We start from the raw sequence: 16,245 nt of genomic DNA on the forward strand, positions 1-16,245 counted from the left end.
TAGCGCTACCCGCGGCCACCGGTTGGGGGCGCACGCGGGCGGGCCTTCGGCCGACTAATCCTCGGTGAGCTCGCTGCCGACGCTGCCGCTGCCGCCGCCCTGACCCGTTGCCGGCTCGGGGGCCCGGGCGCGCAGGAATCGGCAGTGGTTGTCCAGCACCAAATCCAGCGCCAGGTGCGCGATCCCGACCTTCATCGCCCCAAAGCTCTTGTCTTCGGGATCCTTGATGGCGCGGGAGAGCTCCAGCGCGCGTTCGCACTCTCCCGCCTCGAGCTTGCTCTTCACTTGGTCGAGCTGGGTGACGATACCCCCGGCTCCGGCGTCGTCAGCCAGCCTTCGGAGCTCGTCGATGCGCTCGAGCACGCAGGCGCGTTGGTTGCAGGTCATGCCGGCGTCGTTGACCACGAGGTGCGCGTTGCCCAATGACGGCCGCGGTGCCTGCGCGCCTACCGTGGGTTCAGGCACGACAGCCGCCTCGCCGCCCGAGCCCAGGAACCCTCCCTTCAGCACGAGCACGAGCGTGATCCCGAAGGCCACGCCGACCACCACCGGCAGCCAGTCGCTGGTCAGGATCCGTATCCACCACGGGTAGTCGGCGCGCGAGGGCGCGTACTCTTCCCGCGCGGGGAGCCAGCGAATGCGTCGCAACGGGAGCTCGTCCGCCAGGTACACCTCGGCCCCGCCAGCCACTCCGAGCACGAGCAGCGTGGAGCGCCCGCAGGCCAGGCACGCGATGGAGATGTCCTCGGTCTCCTGTCCCCCGTACGCCTTGCGCGAAGTGAACGCGATGTGCTTCGCGCCGCACCGGCAAGAGGTGCTGGAAGCAGCTCGGACGTCGTCCCGCCCCATGATCTCGCGGCCGATCCGGAGCGGGCTCGAGCGCGGCCCGTAGCCGTGGGGATTCTGGAAGAAGGCCAGGACCTCGACGCGCTCACCGGCCTTCACGAAGAGCACCTTGGTGTCGAGCGTCGCGAGCTCCTTCGCGATGGCCTCCAGGCGCCCGGGTGGCGGTGCCTCGGTCCGCACCGAAAGCGCGCTGCCTGCGCGCTCGATCTCGGCTTCCGCGCCGAACAGCTCGCGCAGGCGGGCCTCGAGGTCGGCGCGATCCGCTGTCGGGTAAGCCCAGGCGTCCGCCAAGAGCTCCGTGTTCAGCTTGCGTGCGGCTTCGTCGAGCGACTCGGCGTTCAACCCGGGAACGCCGTAAAAAGGGTCACGGATCATCCCGCCCCGAGCTTACTCGCACCGAGCGCCTCGACGTCGACCGCTACTCGCACTCGCTCGCCAACGCGCCGGCCCGCTTCACCACGCTCGGCTCCACGCCCCGCATTCCGGCGATTTCGGTGGCGATGCCCCGAGCCGTGGCGCAGTCGCCCTTGCTCTTGGCGAGCTGGGCGAGACCCAAGCGCGCCTTGGCGCGGGTGGTCGCGTCGCTCGACTTGGCGAGGCCTTCCAGCGCGAGCTTGGCGCGGGCGTCGTCCTTGGCGTCCAGGGCCTCGTCCACCGCGCGCCACGAAGCCGCGGGCGCGGGTGAGGCCGTGGGCTTCTGTGCCGCAGCTTTCGGCAGCGCCAACGGCTCGTCGGCAGCCGCCGGCGGCTCTGCCGGCAGCGCCGCGGGTATGTCGGCACGCGCGCGCCGCGCGCTCTCCTCGACCGCCACGCCGAGCCCGCCGCGGGCCGCCACGCCGAGCTTCGCGCCGCTGGCTTCCCGCGGCCGTTCGCCGAACCAAGGCTTCCCACCGCCGCTCGCCGCGTACGCCAGCGCGCCACCGAACACGACGAGGAACGCCAGCACGAGCGTGTGCCGGCGCGCGGGGCGCGACCGGCCGCGGCGCATCTTGCGCTCGATGCGGCGCGCCGCGAGCTCGACCCGGGCCTCGCTCGGTTCGCCAGCTCGCCACGCTTCGCGTGCGAGCCCGAGGACCCGCTCTTCTCGCGTGCTCATGGTGTTGCCTCCTGAAATAGCGGATCGTCGGCGAGCAGCTCGACCAGCTTCTGCCGCGCGTCGCGCAGGCGAGAGCGCACCGTGCGCTCGTTGGCTCCGACGATCTCCGAGACTTCTCGCATGCTCAGCCCTTCGAGCTCCGCCAGCACGACCACCGCGCGCTTGGCCGGAGGGAGCTCCGCCAGCACCTCGCGCAGCCGGCGCGCGCGCCCGAGCTCGGCGAGGTTGCCTTCCACGTCCGGGTGCTGGGGCTGGTCCGGCTCGCCGTCGGCGTCGAAGCTGAAGCGCCGGCGCCAGCGCTGGTACCAGCGCTCGTGGTCGATCAGCGTGCGGTAGGCGATGCCGTAGGTCCAGGTGGAGAGCGCCGAGCGACCCTCGAAGCGGCTCCAGGACTTGAGCGCGCGCTCGGCGGCGGCCTGCACCAGGTCGTCGAGGTCGGGTCGCGGTCCGGCCAGCCCGCGCATCTGCCGGTACAGGAGCTGGAGCAGGTTGCCCGGGATCTCGCCGGACACTCGTTCGGCGGGCGGGTCGGAGATGCGGTCGAGGGGCGGTGGCGCGAGCAACGGCAGCTCCAAGCTGGCCGGTAGCAGGGTCGGGTCCGGCTGAGACACTAGGCCACCTTCGTCAATGTTAGTCGATGCAGGGCCCCCGCGGGATCGGGGCCTTTTCAAGCGCCGCTTCCTGCGCGACCCTTGGCCCGTGCGGCGCTGGGCCAGGATCGCGACAATCTTCGCGATGACGAGCATTTGCGCGCCAGCCCGGGCGAGCGACGTCGATCTGGCCTGCGCACGCCTGAGCCCGGGGCAGGCCGACGAGCTCAGGGCGCGCATCAAGCTCATCCTGCGCTCGGTCACGGAGGCGCCGCGCTCGATCCTGGTGGCCTGCGACGCCCAGCGCGCGTGGGTGGTGTGGAACGCGCCCCCGCCGGAGCTGCTCGAGACACCGGGAGACGGCGAGCTGGTCGAAGCGCTGCTGGACGCCATCGAGAAGCGCGCGCAGCGCTCGAAGCGCGCCGAGGCTCCGGCGCCGAAGCCGAGGGCGCGCCCCATCCCGACCTCGCCCCACGAGACGCCGACCTGGGAACAGCGCGTGCCGCCAGTCGAGCCGCCCAAGCCGTTCGTCGAGAGCGGAGGCATGGGTCTCGCTCTGACCGGCGAGCTGCTCAGAGGTCCGCTCGGCAGCGCGCTCGGGCCGCGGCTCGACATCGGCGTGGGCTGGGGACCGTGGTCGTTGCAGCTCACCGAGTCCGCGCGTTTCGCGCGCACCGATACGGGAAGCTCGGCGCTGCTCTACGATCTTGGCGCAGGTGTCGGCTGGGGGGCGCCTTTCTCGCGCAAGCACCCGCTGGGCGCCGCGTTGCTCGGGGGCAGCGAGTGGCTCCACGTGCACGGGCACACCGTGACCACCGGGTTCGCCGCCCTCGATCTCCGTGCGGCGCTGCCGGTGGGCCCGCTGTCCATCGCGCTCGGCGTCGAGGGCCGCGTGCGCTTCTCGCCCCAATCCGTCTCCGAACGCGAGAGCGTGGAGGGTCCGCGCTGGTCGGGCCTGCTGTTCCTGGGCGGTGTGCTCTTGGTCGAGCCGTCCTCTCGTTGACTCGGGCCGAGCGAGTCGGTCTACTCGGGGGCTCTGCGAAGGAGGGGGACCCGAGATGACCACCCGAGCCAAGAGCGGATACTCCGACGAGCGGAGCGCGCGGAGCGCCGGCCAGAGCGCCGCGCGGCAGGCATTGGAGGGCATGAGCACCTCCCCGGATCTGGTGCTGGTCTTCGCCTCGACGAACTATGCGTTCCCCGAGCTCTTGCGCGGAGTGCGGGAGGTCACCGGCACGGCGCCGCTGCTCGGCGCGTCCACCGCGGGGCAGTTCACCGAGAAGTCCGGCGGCGCGGAGTCCGTGGTGGTGATGGCGGTGTCGAGCGACAGCATCCGCTTCCGGACGGGGTTTGCGAAGGGCCTCAGGCAGAACCAGCGCGCCACCGTCGAAGCGGCGCTCTCAGGCTTCGCCGAGGCGAACCGCGCCGCGCGCGCCGGGGGACTGACGCACGCCACCTGCATCGTGTGCGCGGACGGCCTGGCGGGTCACGGCGAGGATCTGGTCGAGCAGATCCACACCGCGACGGGCATGCTGGCGCAGGTGGTAGGCGGGGCGGCAGCGGACGCCGCCAAGTTCGAGCGCACCGACGTGTTCCACGGCGAGGAGAGCGCGCCCGACGCGCTGGCGGTCGCGATGGCGTTCTCGCGCACGCCCATCGGTCTGGGCGTGAGCCACGGCCTGACCGCCGGCTGCGACAGCATGATCGTGACGCGCGCGTCGGACAACGTCCTCTACGAGATCAACTCCCGACCCGCGGTGCGCGCGTACGAAGACTTCGCCGCGTCGCTGGGCGCGCCGTTCACGCCGGAGACCCGCGACGCCTTCATGATCACCCACGAAATCGGCATGTTGACGCCGAGCGGAGAGCACAAGATCCGGGCCCCGCTGAAGGTGACGGACGAAGGCGCCTTGGTCTTGGCCTCCGAGGTCCCGACCGGCACCAGCGTGACCATCATGCGTGGCACGAAGGACGGCCTGATTTCGGCCGCCGAGAGCGCGGCGCGGGCCGCCGTGAAGAACCTGAATGGCGGCGCGGCACGAGCGGTGCTGTCCTTCGACTGCATCTGCCGGCGCCTGTTCCTGGGCGACGAATACCGGCGCCAGGTCGGCGCGTTCCGCTCCGTGATCGGAGACGACGTGCCGATCGTGGGCTGGGAGACTTACGGCGAAATCGCCATGACAAAAAACCAGCAGGCCGGGTGGCACAACTCCACCAGCGTGCTCGCAATCCTACCGGACTGAGCCTTGACGACCACACCCGACGACAAACCCAAGCGCACCACACGCCGGCAGGGAGATCCCGTGATCGATCAGCTCACGCTGGCGGTCAGAGCTTTCGCCGACGGCAAGGCCGACGTCGCGTTCCCGAACGCGGGGGACGACCCCCGCCTCGGCCCGCTCGTTCGCGAGCTCTCGCGGCTCTCCGAGCGCGTGCGTGGCGTGTTCCGCGAGGCGGAGGCGCTCAAGCGCATGCAGGCGCTGGTGCAGCCGGTCGCGGGCGCCACCGCGGAGATCCTGGCGACCACGCGCCAGCAGTCCGCGGCGGCGGCCGAGCAGGCCGGTGCCGTCAACGAGATCACGACCACGCTCCAGGAGCTGAACGAGGTCGCGGTCCAGAACGTCGAGAAGGCCGAGAGCATCATCCAAATCGCCGAGCAATCCGAGCAGATATCGCAGGACGGCCAGCGCGACGTGGTGGCCACCATCGAGGAGATCGACCGGCTGCGGCAGCAGGTCGGGATGATCGCCACCAAGATCCTCGATTTGACCGAGCGCACGCAGCAGATCAGCGAGATCATCTCGAGCGTCAACGAGATCGCCGAGCAGTCGAAGCTCTTGGCGCTGAACGCCGCCATCGAGGCGGCGAAGGCCGGCGAACACGGCCGTGGCTTCGCCGTCGTGGCCCTCGAGATCCGCACGCTGGCCGAGCAGAGCAAGCAGGCGACGCGCCAGGTGCGCACCATCCTGAGCGAGATCCAGAAAGCCAGCCACAGCGCGGCGCTGGTGACGGAGGAAGGCTCGAAGGCCGCCACCGAAGGCAGCGGCAAGGTGCGGCGCATCGGCGAGCGGCTGGGGCAGCTGGTCTACGTGATCACCCAGACCACGCGCGCCTCGCGCCAGATCACCGCGGCGATGAAGCAGCAGAGCGTGGGCCTCGATCAGATCGCGGACGCCATGAAGCAAATCAACCGCGCGACACACGAGACCAAGCTCAGCGTCGAGCAGGTGGAGGGAGCGCTCCGCCGCCTCGACGATCTGGCCAAGAGCGTGCGTGCCGCCGGCGCGGACGGCGCATGAGCCAAGGGGTCGCGCTCGCGCTGGTCCGCATGGGCGGCAGGCCCTGCGCGATTCCTTGCGAGCACATCGTGGAGATCGTGCCACGCGTGATGCTGAGCAAGGTCCCCGACAGCCCGCCGCAGGTCCTGGGCGTGATCAACCTGCGGGGGCGCGTCGTGCCGGTGGTGGACGTGCGCGACAAGCTCGCCGCCCGGGGCGAGCCCGCGCCGCTGCCGCACTACCAGCACCTGGTGATCGTCCAAGCGGGGTCTCGCCAGGTGGGGCTCGCCGTGGACGAGGTGAGCGAGGTACGCAACGTCGCCGGCTCCGAGGTGGAAAAGCCCGGCGATCTGGCCCGAGCCATGGGCCCCGGCGTCGTCCGCATCGATCGCGAGCTGGTGCTCGTGGTGTCCCCCGAGGACGTACTGCATGCAATCGGCTGAGCCGACCACGGAGGTGCGCGAGCGCCTGTTCGCCAAGGTGCGAGAGCTGACGTTCTTGCGCGTCACCGAGCGCAACAAGCGCGACGTCGAGCACGCGGCTCGGGAGCGGGCGAGCGCGAGCGGCGTCTCCCTGGCCGACTGGGTCGCGCACCTGGGCGGACCACACGCCGCCTCGGAGATCGAGCATCTGGTGCGCGAGCTGACCGTCGGGGAGACGTACCTGTTCCGGGGCCCGGTCTTCGAAGCCGTGCGCAACGTAGCGGTGCCGGAGCTGGTCGCGCGCCGGCGCGCCGAAGGCACTCACGTGCTGCGCCTGTGCAGCGCCGGCTGCGCCTCCGGCGAAGAGGCCTACTCGCTGGCGATCTGCGCGCTGGAAGCCCTGGGGGAGAACACGGCCTGGCACGTGAGCGTGCTCGGGCTCGACGTCAACACGGAGTTCTTGGAGCGCGCCGAGGCCGCGAGCTACGGCATGTGGTCGGCGCGGGATGCGGAGCCGCGCCTGCTCGCGCGCTACTTCGAGCGCGAAGGTGACCAGCTCCGAGTCAAGCCCGAGGTGCGCTCCCGGGTGCGCTTCCAGTACGCGAACATGGCCGTGGATCCGCTGCCAGCGCCGGCGATCGGGGCGGTCGGCATGGACCTCGTGGTGTGTCAGAACGTGGTCTACTACTTCGAGCCGGAGGCCAGGAACCGCCTGATCGCGTCGCTCTCGCACATGCTCTCGCCCGGCGGATACCTCTTCTTCGGTCCCGCGGATCTGGTGACCGCCGAGATCCCCATCTGCCACAGCCGGAGCATCCGAGACTGCCACGTCTACCAGCGCATCGGCCGTTTCTCGAGCGCGCCGCGCCGGCGCCCGAGCGGCGCCTCCTTCCGCGCGCAGACGGCGGAGCCGCCGAAGGCGCCGTCGGTCCCCGCACCGGCAACCGCCGAGCCGGAAGCGCCGCCGCGCTTCGGCCTGGCGCTGGCGCTGGCCGACGACGGCGATCTGGTCGGCGCGTTGGGCGAGCTCGAGGCGTTCCTCGCCGTGGACAAGGATCACGTGGCTGCCCACACGCTGCACGGCTTTCTGCTCTCCGAGCTGGGTGAGCTGGCGCTGGCGCTGGACGCTTTCCGGCGCGCGCTCTACCTCGACTCGCGCTCGGTCTTGGCGCACTCCGGCGCGCTCTCCGTGGCGCGTCGGCTCGGCCTCGTCGCGCTCACGCGGCGCTTCGAGCAGAGCCTGAAGAACCTGGCGGCGGAGGCCCCGCGCGCCCGCATCGAGGGCTGGGAGGGGATGACCGTCGGGCGGCTCCTGGCCCTGTTCCGTGACGCGCCGGAGGACGCGCCATGACCGACGACCTGTTCCAGCGCCTACGCGAGTCCGTGGTCGCGCTCGAGACCGCGATCACGGAAGGGGTCCTGTTCGAGCACCGCCCCGCGGATCGCGTGCTGGAGGAGCGGACCAACCGCATCGCGCGGGAGCCGCTGCGGATCGAGCGGGCCCCGGACACGCTGGCCTGCATGGTGTTCGAGCGCTCCGGGCGCCGCTACGCGGTCCCGCTCACCAGCCTGAGCGAGGTTGGCGCGCTCGGTCCGGTGGCCCACGTGCCCGGCGTGCCGGATGCCTACCTGGGCGTGGCCGCGCGACGCGGTCGCGTGGTCAGCATCATCGACCTGCCGCGGCTGTTCGGCGCTGCCGCCGCGCCGGTCAAGCGACCCGACTGGTTGATCATGGTGGCCTCGCGCGAGGTGGTGTGCGGCGTCGGCGCGGACGAGCTGCACGACGTGATCGACGTGCGGCGCGAAGGCCTGGCCCGGGCCATGCCGACCTTCCCCGCGCTGCTCCAACGGCACACGCTGGGCGTGCTCGAAGATCGGACCGTGGTGATCGACCTCTCGCAGCTGCTCGAGGACCGCAGCCTGCGCGTCGAGGAGCGTCAATGAGCGCGGACGACGAGGCCTTCCAGCTCTTGTGCGCCACGCTGCGCGAGGAAGCGGGCGAGCAGGTCGAGCGCATCGGCGCGGTGCTGCTCGAGGTCGAGCGCGGCGCGGACGGCACCCGAGGTCGCGCCCTGCTCGAGGAGGCGTTCCGGCAGGCGCACAACCTGAAGGGGGCCGCGGGCTCGCTGGGCTTCACGCTCACCGCGCGCCTGGCGCACGCGCTCGAGACCGCGCTCGGCGAGATCCGCGGCCTGCCCCCGAGCCGCGCGCGCACGCTCTTCGACTTGCTGCACCAGGGGCTCACGCTCGTGCCGAAGACGCTGGACGCCGACCCCGCGGCCGACGCGCCGCTGGAGATCACCCGCGTCATCAACCAGCTGGTCACGACCAGCGAGTCACTCCGACCCGCGCGGCCGAGCGCCGTTCCCACGGTGCCGAAGCCCCCGCCCATCGAGCCGCGGTCGCCGCCGACTCCGCCGGTCAAGAGCGACCCGACCCCCGCGCCGAGGACGCCGCCCTCTCATGCGCCGATGGCTCACGAGCCCACCGCGGCCCAGATCCCCTTCGAGCAGGTGGTACCACCACCCCCGCGCCCGGAAGAGCTCGGCACCGATCCCGGCGAAGCCGACGCGCTCCCCGAGGCGGGCACCATCCTGACCAACCGCGCGAAGCTCGGGGCGCCGGCGACCGGCGCGCTCAAGCCCGCCGAGGAGAGCCTGCGAGTCTCGACCAAGAAGCTCAGCGCGCTGATGGCCCAGGTCGGCGAGCTGCTCGCGGCGCGCCTGCGCACCGATCAGCGGCTGAGCGAGCTGAAGTCCATCTTGAGCTTCGAGGAAGATCAGCTCGAGCGCCGCAGCGCGCTCCGCGCGAGCTTGCACGACTACGACCTCTCGGTCCGCGATCCCTTCGTGGAGCGCTTGATCGACGCCGTGGACGAGGGCGCGGAGGGCCACAAGGAGCTGACCCGGCGCCTGAGGGATCTGGTGCGCGCGTTCGAGGCGGACGCGCTGCAGTCCACCATCCTCTCCGGCGAGCTACAGGAGGACATCCGCCGCATCCAGACCTTCCCGCTGGCGTCGGTGCTCGACACGTTGCCGCGCGCGGTCCGCAACATGGCCCGCGAGGTCGGCCGCGACGCGGAGCTCGAGGTGCAGGGTGGCGAGATCGAGCTCGACAAGAAGGTGCTCGAGGCCCTCAAGGATCCGCTCTACCACCTGCTCCGCAACGCGGTGGACCACGGCGTCGAACCGGCGGCGGAGCGGGCGGCGAGCGGAAAGGCCCCGAGCGCGACGCTCCGGCTCAAGGCCGAGCATCGCGGCGACTCCATCGCGATCACCCTGAGCGACGACGGGCCGGGGGTCGATCTGGACGCCGTGCGCCAGCGCGGGCTCGAGCGCGGGCTCCTGAACGAGCGCTCCGCGGCTCAGGCCAGCGAGCAGCAACTGCTCGAGCTCTTGTTCTCTCCGGGCTTCACCACGCGGCGCAAGGTCGGCGTGTTGTCGGGGCGCGGAGTGGGGCTCGACGCCGTCCGCGCCAGCATAGAGGAGCTGCACGGCAGCATCTCGGTGCAGTCCCGCCGCGGGCACGGCACAACGGTGACCATCACGTTGCCGTTGACCATCTACGTGGTCCACGCGCTGATCGTCCGCGTGGGCAGCTACGAGCTGGCGGTGCCGATCTCGTCGGTTCACCGCATCATGCGCGTCCACCCGAGCGAGGTGCTCGACGTCGAGCAGTCCACGGCGGTGCTGGTGGACGGCAGGCCCGTGGCCTTGATCCCCCTCGCGACCCTGCTCGGCGTCGAAGAAGACCGGCGGCGCGAGTCGGAGCGCATGGGCGTGGTCGTAGTCGGCGTCGGCGATCAGCGCTGCGCCATCGCGGTGGACGAGATCGTGGGCGACCAGACCGTCCTGGCCAAGAACCTGGAGCCGCCGCTGATCCGCATTCCGAACGTCGCTGGTGCCACGATTCGCGGCGACGGCAGCGTGCTCTTGACCCTGAACCCCATCGACCTGCTCCGCCGCGCCAGCTCGCTGGGACCGAACCGGGCCGCCGCTCTGGCCGCGGACAGCGCGCGGAGGGCGGCTCCTCGTGTGCTCTTGGTGGACGACTCGTTCACGACCCGGGCGCTCGAGCGCTCGGTGCTGGAGGCAGCAGGCTTCTCCGTGGTGGCCGTCGCCGACGCGGAGGCCGCCCTGGTCGAGCTCGACGCCGACTCCTTCGACGCCGTGGTCAGCGACGTCTCCATGCCGGGCATGAACGGCTTCGACCTGTGCGCGAAGATCCGCAAGACCGAGCAGACCCGCGCCTTGCCGGTCATCCTGGTGACCTCCCTGGGCTCGGACGCCGACAGACGCCGCGGGCTCGAGGCCGGCGCCGACGCCTACGTCGCCAAGCAGGAGTTCGATCACGAGCTGCTCGTCCAGAAGCTCAACGAGCTGCTCGGGAGGGCCGGATGAGACGAATCCTCATCGTGGACGACTCCAAGGTCATGCAGCAGTTGGTCGGGAGCCTGCTCTCGGACACCGGCGCGGCGCTGGACTTCGCCAGCTCGGCCTCCGAGGCGCTCTACAGCTTCCAGCAGAACTCGCCGGATCTGGTCGTGTCCGACATCGAGATGCCCGGCATGAGCGGCGTCGAGCTCGCGGAGCGCATTCGCCGCGAGAGCCTGGGACGCACCAAGGTGGTGCTGATGTCCGCGGGCGACATGAACGGCGGGCGCAGCGCGGTGAAGAAGGGGCACGCGGACGCCTTCTTGCCCAAGCCGCTCGACGGCGCCGAGCTCAAGCGCCTGGTGCACGCCTTCGTGGGCAAGGCACCCCGGGCCAAGCTGCGCGTGCTCATCGCCGACGACACGGAGGTCGGGCGGCGCCTGCTGGAGCGCGCGTTGGTCGCCGACCCGGAGATCGAGGTGGTGGGCGTGGCCTCGGACGGCGAGGAGGCCGTGCGCATGACCGAGCGCTTGAAGCCCAGCCTGGTGCTGCTCGACGCCTTCATGCCGAAGCTCGACGGCATCGCGGCCACGCGGGAGATCATGCGTCGCGCGCCCACGCCCGTGGTCCTGGTCACGGCCGATCGGTCCGCGCACGGGGCGAAGGTGCTGTTCGAGGCCACCGAGGCCGGCGCCCTCGACTTCCTGGTGCCGCCGTCCTGGGCGGACGTGAGCTCCGCGGAGGTCGTGGTCTTTCGCGACAAGCTCAAGGAGCTGGCGGAGGTCCCGGTGGTGCGCCGGCGCAGCCGCAGCGTGCCTCCGCCGAGCGCCCGCGCGCGCGCGCCGCTGCCGCGAAACCCGGCGCAGCTGGTCGTGATCTGCGGCTCCACCGGCGGTCCGGCGGCGCTCTCCAAGCTCCTCCGCGAGTCCGCCTCGTCGCTCGAGCGCGTGGGGATCTTGGTGGTGCAGCACATCATGTCCGGCTTCGCGGAGACCTTCGCGGAGTGGCTCGAGTCCGTGAGCGGCGTTCCGGTAGCGGTCGCTCAGGACGGCGACAGCATCCGACCTGGCCGGGTGCTCCTGGCACCGGACGGCCACCACCTGGTGGTGGAGAGCCGCAGCCTGGTGCGCGTCTCGGCGGCGGCGCCGGTCGGCGCGCACCGCCCGAGCGGGACGGTGTTGTTCGAGTCCGCTGCTCGCGCCTTCGGCCGCGATCTGTTGGCCGTGCTGCTGACCGGGATGGGAGAGGACGGCGTGAAGGGCCTCGGCGTGGTACGGGAGCGCGGAGGCACGATCTTGGTTCAGAGCCCCGAGAGCTGCATCGTGCCCGGCATGCCCGAGGCGGCGATTCGCGCGCGCTTGCCCCACGCCGTGCTCGGGCTCGAGGAGCTGGCGCGGGAGATCGTGGAGCGAGTCGGCAACCGGGGAGGTGTCGCGTGAGCGCCCCCGAGCAGGAGCCGCCGAGGCAGATCGGCAAGTACGAGATCCTGCGCCGGCTCGCCTACGGCGGCATGGCGGAGGTGCTGCTCGGACGCGTCTCGGGCGCCGACGGCTTCTCGCGCGAGGTGGTGATCAAGCGCGTGCTGCCTCAGCACAGCGAAAATGGCGCGTTCATCGCCATGTTCCGCGACGAGGCGCGCATCACCGCGCAGCTCTATCACGGCAACATCGTGCAGGTGATCGACTTCGACGAGCACGAGGGCCAGCACTTCTTGGTGCTCGAGTACGTGAACGGGCCGAGCCTCGGCGCCCTGCTCGGCGCTCTGCGCCAGAGGAACCTCCGCTTGACCATCGCCGAGGCGGCCTACATCACCTCGGAGGTAGCCCGCGCCCTCGACTACGCGCACCGAAAGCGGGGTGCGGACGGCGGGCCGCTGATGGTCGTGCACCGAGACGTCAGCCCGTCGAACATCCTGATCTCCCACGAAGGGGAGGTGAAGCTCGTCGACTTCGGAATCGCACGCGCGCGTGCGCGCCTGACGCCGACGGCGCACGGTGTGGGCGTGGTCAAGGGCAAGCTGAGCTACCTCGCCCCGGAGGCGCTCGACGGGCGCGTCGAGCCGCGCTCGGATCTGTTCGCTTTGGGCGTGGTCGCCTACGAGATGCTCACCGGCCGGCAGCTCTTCACCGGCACCAGCGAGGCGGAGGTCATCTACAAGGTGATGGCCGCGGAGATCCCCGCGCCGTCGCTCGTGAGCCCCGACGTCCCGCCGGAGGTCGATCAGATCGTCGTGCGCCTCCTGAACCGGGAGATCTCCGGGCGCCCCGCGCGAGGCCTCGAGGTCGTCGAGGCGCTCGGCGCGGCGTCCATGTCCGCCAGCCGCCCCGCCATGGAGACCCTGGCCGCCACGCTCTCCTCGCTACAAAGGCCCGCGTCGCCGGAGAGCACCGCGGAGACGACGGAGCGCCGCCGCGTGCTGGTGGTGGATCAGTCTCGGACCATGCGCGCGCTGGTGCGCACGCTGATCGGCTCGACCTACCACGTGATCGAGGCCGCTTCGGCGGAGGAAGCCCAGACGCTGGCGGACGACCAGCCTCCGGACGCGGTGGTGTGTCAGGCGCACCTGCCCGGTCAGTCCGGCGTGCGCCTTTGCGAGGCCATGCGCGGCAGGCCTGGCCTCGCCAGGTTACCGTTCGTGCTCTTGGCTTCGGATCCCAGCCCCGAGCTCGAGCGCGAGGCCGCCGCCGCGGGCGTCGCGAAGGTCCTGCCGAAGCGTCTGGAGGGGAAGCTCTTGCTCGACGCGCTGGGCGAGGTGCTGAAGGGCTGAGTCAGGCGTCCACGCAGCTCGCCGCGCTCCAGCGGAAGTAGCGCTCGTGCACCACGGAGTAGAGCCAGTTGCCAGCGAAGATGCCGATCAGCGTGAAGCCAGCGCCGAGCTGTCCTTCCCCGAGCTGAACCATGGCGATGCTGGGGCAGGCGCCGGAGAGCGCCCAGCCCGTGCCGAAGATCGCTCCGCCAATCAATGTGCCGGGGTGCAGGCTGCGCGGCGACCAGCTCGCCCCCGTCAGCCGGGCGATGGCGATCCAAGCCACGGTGAGGAACGCCACCGCGGAGCAGAAGGTGAGGAAGAGCCGGAGATCCGAGAAGGTGAACATCCGGTGGACCTCGTCCCAGCTGCTGAAGCCGATGCGGCTCAGCGCGAAGCCGAAGATCACGCCAGTGACGCCGACGCCGACGCGCTCCTTCACAGCACCCACCTCAGCACGAACGACGTGAGCACGCCGGTCCCGAAGAACGCCATGGTCGCAAGCAGGCTCCCGACCTGAAACCGGCTGACGCCGCACAGGCCGTGACCGGAGGTACACCCGGCGGCCATGCGCGTGCCGAAACCCACGAGCACACCGCCGCCGAGCAGCACCAGCGCGCTCGCGGTCTTGCCGCCGAAGAAGCCGTTGAACACCTCGCCGCGCAGGCCGCCGGACACCCCGAAGCCTCCAGCGAGCAGCATCGACAAGAGGCCGCCAGCGAGGAGCCCGGCCAGGAACAAGAGGTGCGTGCCGGTGCCCTGCGACGCCGTGAGCGTCGGCCCTGCTTTCACCTGGGGCTTCGCTGCGGGCTCCGCAGGCGACTCGGCCACGCCCGCGTCGGGACCGAAGGCCTCGAGCGTGGCCTTCAGCATCGCCGCGCGAAGCTCGTCGGCGGTCATCTCGACCTTCTTCTCGGGTCCGAAGCGCACGCGGTTGATCACGGCGGTGATGCGCCCCGACACCGCCATCATGCGGCGCAGCGTCAGCCAGTGGAAGACGCAGACCGCCGCCAGCGCTGCTCCTCCGACGTACCAGGGCCAGTACGCCATGCTCAGGGCTTCTCCAGGACCTGCCCATTGGGCAACAGGTTCACGGGAACCGGCTGCCCGCGCGACGAGCGCTGGAAGCGCTCGCAGCGCTTGAAGTCGCCCGAGCAGTAGCGGGTCTTCCAGACCGCGAGCGTCTCCGAGAACGTGAAGATCTCGTACATCTCGCAGCCCTTCATGTGAGGGCAGGACTCGTCGGACATTGGGTCGAAATATGCGGTGGATGGCCCAGCCGTGACAAGGCCTGGCAGCGAAATCAGCACTGCGACGGGTCGATGCACTCACCGGTGCGCGGTGTGGCGCTGCCCTTGCCGATCCCGCACCACTCCGGCGCGGACTTGGGCAAGCCTTCCCCGGTGTAGGGCGACTGTCCATCCGGTAGCCAGTAGGGGTGATCCGCCACGAACTGCCACAGGAACTGGTACTTGGAGAAGCCGGTCGCGCCGGCCATCGGCGGCTCGGAGTGGCCGCAGTTGTGGACGCACTCCAGGAAGAAGTGCCCGCCCTTCTCGAGCTCGGTCTCCAGGGTCGCCGACAGGGTGTTGAAGCTGAGCAGGCCGGCGCAGGTGTCGGTCGGGCCACCCCAGAGCACCAGACCCGGCAGTTTGTGGGCGGGCTTGCCCCAGGCGCGGATCACGCCGCCCACGCCGCCCGAGAGCGACAGGAACGACGACAGGTACTCGCTGCGGTACCCGGCGAGCTGATCCGTCCAGAGCGCGCCCGCGCTGACGCCGGCGCTCGCGACGCAGTTCTTGTCCACGCCGAGCTGCGCGCTGACGCAGGCCAGGATGTCGTCGAAGAACTTCAGCTCCTCGTCCACGCGCGCCTGCGACTGGATGATCTCCACCGGCCACACGAAGAGCACGTCGCCCTTCTTCTCGGGGAGCACCGCGATGAAGCGCTGCGTGTCCACCGCGGTCTGGATCTCGCCCTTCTCGAGGAAGTCCTTGGCCTCGCCGCCGAGCCAGTGCCAGAGGAAGATCAGCGGGAGCTTCTCGTCTGGCTTCACGTCCTTGGGCACGACGAGCATGAACTTGCGCTCCGCGGTGCTGGTGATGGTGTTCATCCCCGGCGCCAGCGTCGGGCAAGTACCGCCGGAATACGCCGGCGGATCCTTGGCCGTGGGCGCACCCGGCGGCACCGGATCCCCGCAGCGACCGACACCTACGGCGCCCGCGGCACCGCCGGCGTCCGCGCCCGCGGCGCCCGAAGCGCCGCCTGCTCCCGAGGCGCCGGCGGCTCCGCCGCTCGAGTGCCCGCCCGTGCTCGCGCCGTCCTCTTCGGACTCGCCACCGCAGGCAGCGGCGAGCCCGAGCGCCAAGAGACACACCCCCGCCACGTTTCGCCCGGCCATCGCTCCCGAGGATACGCCGAGGCTCGGAGCCACGCCAACGGCGGCGACGTCATTGTTCGCAGGGAGCGATGTGGGAGAACGTGGTTGGCATCGCCCGGCGGGCAGCGGACTCACGTCGCGGGCGCGGTCACCTTCAGCCCGACGATCGCCGCGACGAGCAACGCGAGCAGCGCGAAACGCGCCGGCGAAGGCGGCTCGCCGAACAGCAGCATGCCGCCGATCGCGGTTCCAGCCGCGCCGATCCCGACCCACACCGCGTACGCGGTGCCGATCGGCAGCGTTCTCACCGCGAGGCCGAGCAAGCCCATGCTCGCGACCATCGCCGCGACGGTCACGGCGCTCGGCACGACCCGCGAGAAGCCCTCGGAGTACTTGAGACCGAGCGCCCACACCACTTCCAACGAGCCAGCAACGACGAGGACGAGCCAGGACATACCTTCCTCTCCAATTCTGCGACCCGTCTTTGCGAAGCCCGGTACGGGTAGCCCTCGTC

At 70.9% G+C, this 16,245-nt stretch carries 17 protein-coding genes; 9 read left to right on the plus strand and 8 right to left on the minus strand.

The genetic code is table 11. From position 1 onward, the window contains the following. Window positions 1-54: 54 nt before the first annotated feature. From HS104_23685 to HS104_23695, 3 genes are read right to left on the minus strand one after another with little or no spacing between them, the layout of a single operon-like run. Entirely contained in the window at window positions 55-1,221 is a 1,167-nt protein-coding gene (locus tag HS104_23685; protein MBE7482962.1) for a hypothetical protein, read from the minus strand. Window positions 1,222-1,264: 43 nt separating this feature from the next. Then, window positions 1,265-1,942 (minus strand): hypothetical protein, encoded by a 678-nt coding sequence (locus tag HS104_23690; protein MBE7482963.1) that lies wholly within the window; start codon window positions 1,940-1,942, stop codon window positions 1,265-1,267. Next, window positions 1,939-2,553 carry an RNA polymerase sigma factor gene (locus HS104_23695; protein MBE7482964.1) on the minus strand — a complete coding sequence of 205 codons (615 nt, stop codon included), beginning with the start codon at window positions 2,551-2,553 and terminating at the stop codon, window positions 1,939-1,941. The genes HS104_23690 and HS104_23695 overlap by 4 nt, the downstream gene beginning before the upstream one ends. A gap of 124 nt (window positions 2,554-2,677) precedes the next feature. Between HS104_23695 and HS104_23700 the strand changes: the two genes are divergently transcribed. The 9 genes from HS104_23700 to HS104_23740 are packed head-to-tail and all read left to right on the plus strand — an operon-like array spanning window position 2,678 to window position 13,372. Then, window positions 2,678-3,535, plus strand: a complete 858-nt coding sequence (locus HS104_23700; GenBank protein MBE7482965.1) for a hypothetical protein — start codon at window positions 2,678-2,680, stop codon at window positions 3,533-3,535. A 55-nt stretch (window positions 3,536-3,590) separates the two neighbouring features. Beyond that, the gene (locus HS104_23705; GenBank protein ID MBE7482966.1) at window positions 3,591-4,775 is read left to right on the plus strand and encodes an FIST C-terminal domain-containing protein; all 1,185 of its coding nucleotides are present in this window, start codon (window positions 3,591-3,593) and stop codon (window positions 4,773-4,775) included. A gap of 3 nt (window positions 4,776-4,778) precedes the next feature. Further along, on the plus strand, window positions 4,779-5,831 hold the full coding sequence (locus HS104_23710; protein ID MBE7482967.1) for a hypothetical protein: 1,053 nt from the start codon (window positions 4,779-4,781) through the stop codon (window positions 5,829-5,831). Beyond that, window positions 5,828-6,253, plus strand: coding sequence for a chemotaxis protein CheW (locus HS104_23715; GenBank protein ID MBE7482968.1), 426 nt, complete (start codon window positions 5,828-5,830; stop codon window positions 6,251-6,253). The genes HS104_23710 and HS104_23715 overlap by 4 nt, the downstream gene beginning before the upstream one ends. Next, window positions 6,240-7,583 (plus strand): hypothetical protein, encoded by a 1,344-nt coding sequence (locus tag HS104_23720; GenBank protein MBE7482969.1) that lies wholly within the window; start codon window positions 6,240-6,242, stop codon window positions 7,581-7,583. Before HS104_23715 ends, HS104_23720 begins: the two co-directional genes overlap by 14 nt. Then, window positions 7,580-8,176 (plus strand): chemotaxis protein CheW, encoded by a 597-nt coding sequence (locus HS104_23725; GenBank protein MBE7482970.1) that lies wholly within the window; start codon window positions 7,580-7,582, stop codon window positions 8,174-8,176. Before HS104_23720 ends, HS104_23725 begins: the two co-directional genes overlap by 4 nt. Further along, window positions 8,173-10,632 carry a response regulator gene (locus HS104_23730; GenBank protein MBE7482971.1) on the plus strand — a complete coding sequence of 820 codons (2,460 nt, stop codon included), beginning with the start codon at window positions 8,173-8,175 and terminating at the stop codon, window positions 10,630-10,632. The genes HS104_23725 and HS104_23730 overlap by 4 nt, the downstream gene beginning before the upstream one ends. Next, window positions 10,629-12,044: a response regulator gene (locus tag HS104_23735; protein ID MBE7482972.1), complete on the plus strand. Its 1,416-nt coding sequence runs from the start codon at window positions 10,629-10,631 to the stop codon at window positions 12,042-12,044. Before HS104_23730 ends, HS104_23735 begins: the two co-directional genes overlap by 4 nt. Beyond that, on the plus strand, window positions 12,041-13,372 hold the full coding sequence (locus HS104_23740; protein MBE7482973.1) for a protein kinase: 1,332 nt from the start codon (window positions 12,041-12,043) through the stop codon (window positions 13,370-13,372). The genes HS104_23735 and HS104_23740 overlap by 4 nt, the downstream gene beginning before the upstream one ends. A gap of 1 nt (window position 13,373) precedes the next feature. Here HS104_23740 and HS104_23745 read toward each other — a convergent pair whose 3' ends face one another. The 5 genes from HS104_23745 to sugE form a co-directional block, all read right to left on the minus strand. Continuing rightward, window positions 13,374-13,793, minus strand: a complete 420-nt coding sequence (locus tag HS104_23745; protein MBE7482974.1) for a YeeE/YedE family protein — start codon at window positions 13,791-13,793, stop codon at window positions 13,374-13,376. After that, window positions 13,790-14,401 (minus strand): YeeE/YedE family protein, encoded by a 612-nt coding sequence (locus HS104_23750; GenBank protein MBE7482975.1) that lies wholly within the window; start codon window positions 14,399-14,401, stop codon window positions 13,790-13,792. Before HS104_23750 ends, HS104_23745 begins: the two co-directional genes overlap by 4 nt. A 2-nt stretch (window positions 14,402-14,403) precedes the next feature. Further along, window positions 14,404-14,601 carry a hypothetical protein gene (locus HS104_23755; GenBank protein ID MBE7482976.1) on the minus strand — a complete coding sequence of 66 codons (198 nt, stop codon included), beginning with the start codon at window positions 14,599-14,601 and terminating at the stop codon, window positions 14,404-14,406. A 53-nt stretch (window positions 14,602-14,654) separates the two neighbouring features. Further along, window positions 14,655-15,752, minus strand: coding sequence for a hypothetical protein (locus HS104_23760; GenBank protein ID MBE7482977.1), 1,098 nt, complete (start codon window positions 15,750-15,752; stop codon window positions 14,655-14,657). A 110-nt stretch (window positions 15,753-15,862) separates the two neighbouring features. Further along, window positions 15,863-16,186, minus strand: coding sequence for a quaternary ammonium compound efflux SMR transporter SugE (gene sugE, locus HS104_23765; protein ID MBE7482978.1), 324 nt, complete (start codon window positions 16,184-16,186; stop codon window positions 15,863-15,865). Window positions 16,187-16,245: the final 59 nt, after the last annotated feature.

Source organism: Polyangiaceae bacterium, from assembly GCA_015075635.1.
Taxonomy (GTDB): Bacteria; Myxococcota_A; Polyangia; order Polyangiales; family Polyangiaceae; genus JADJKB01.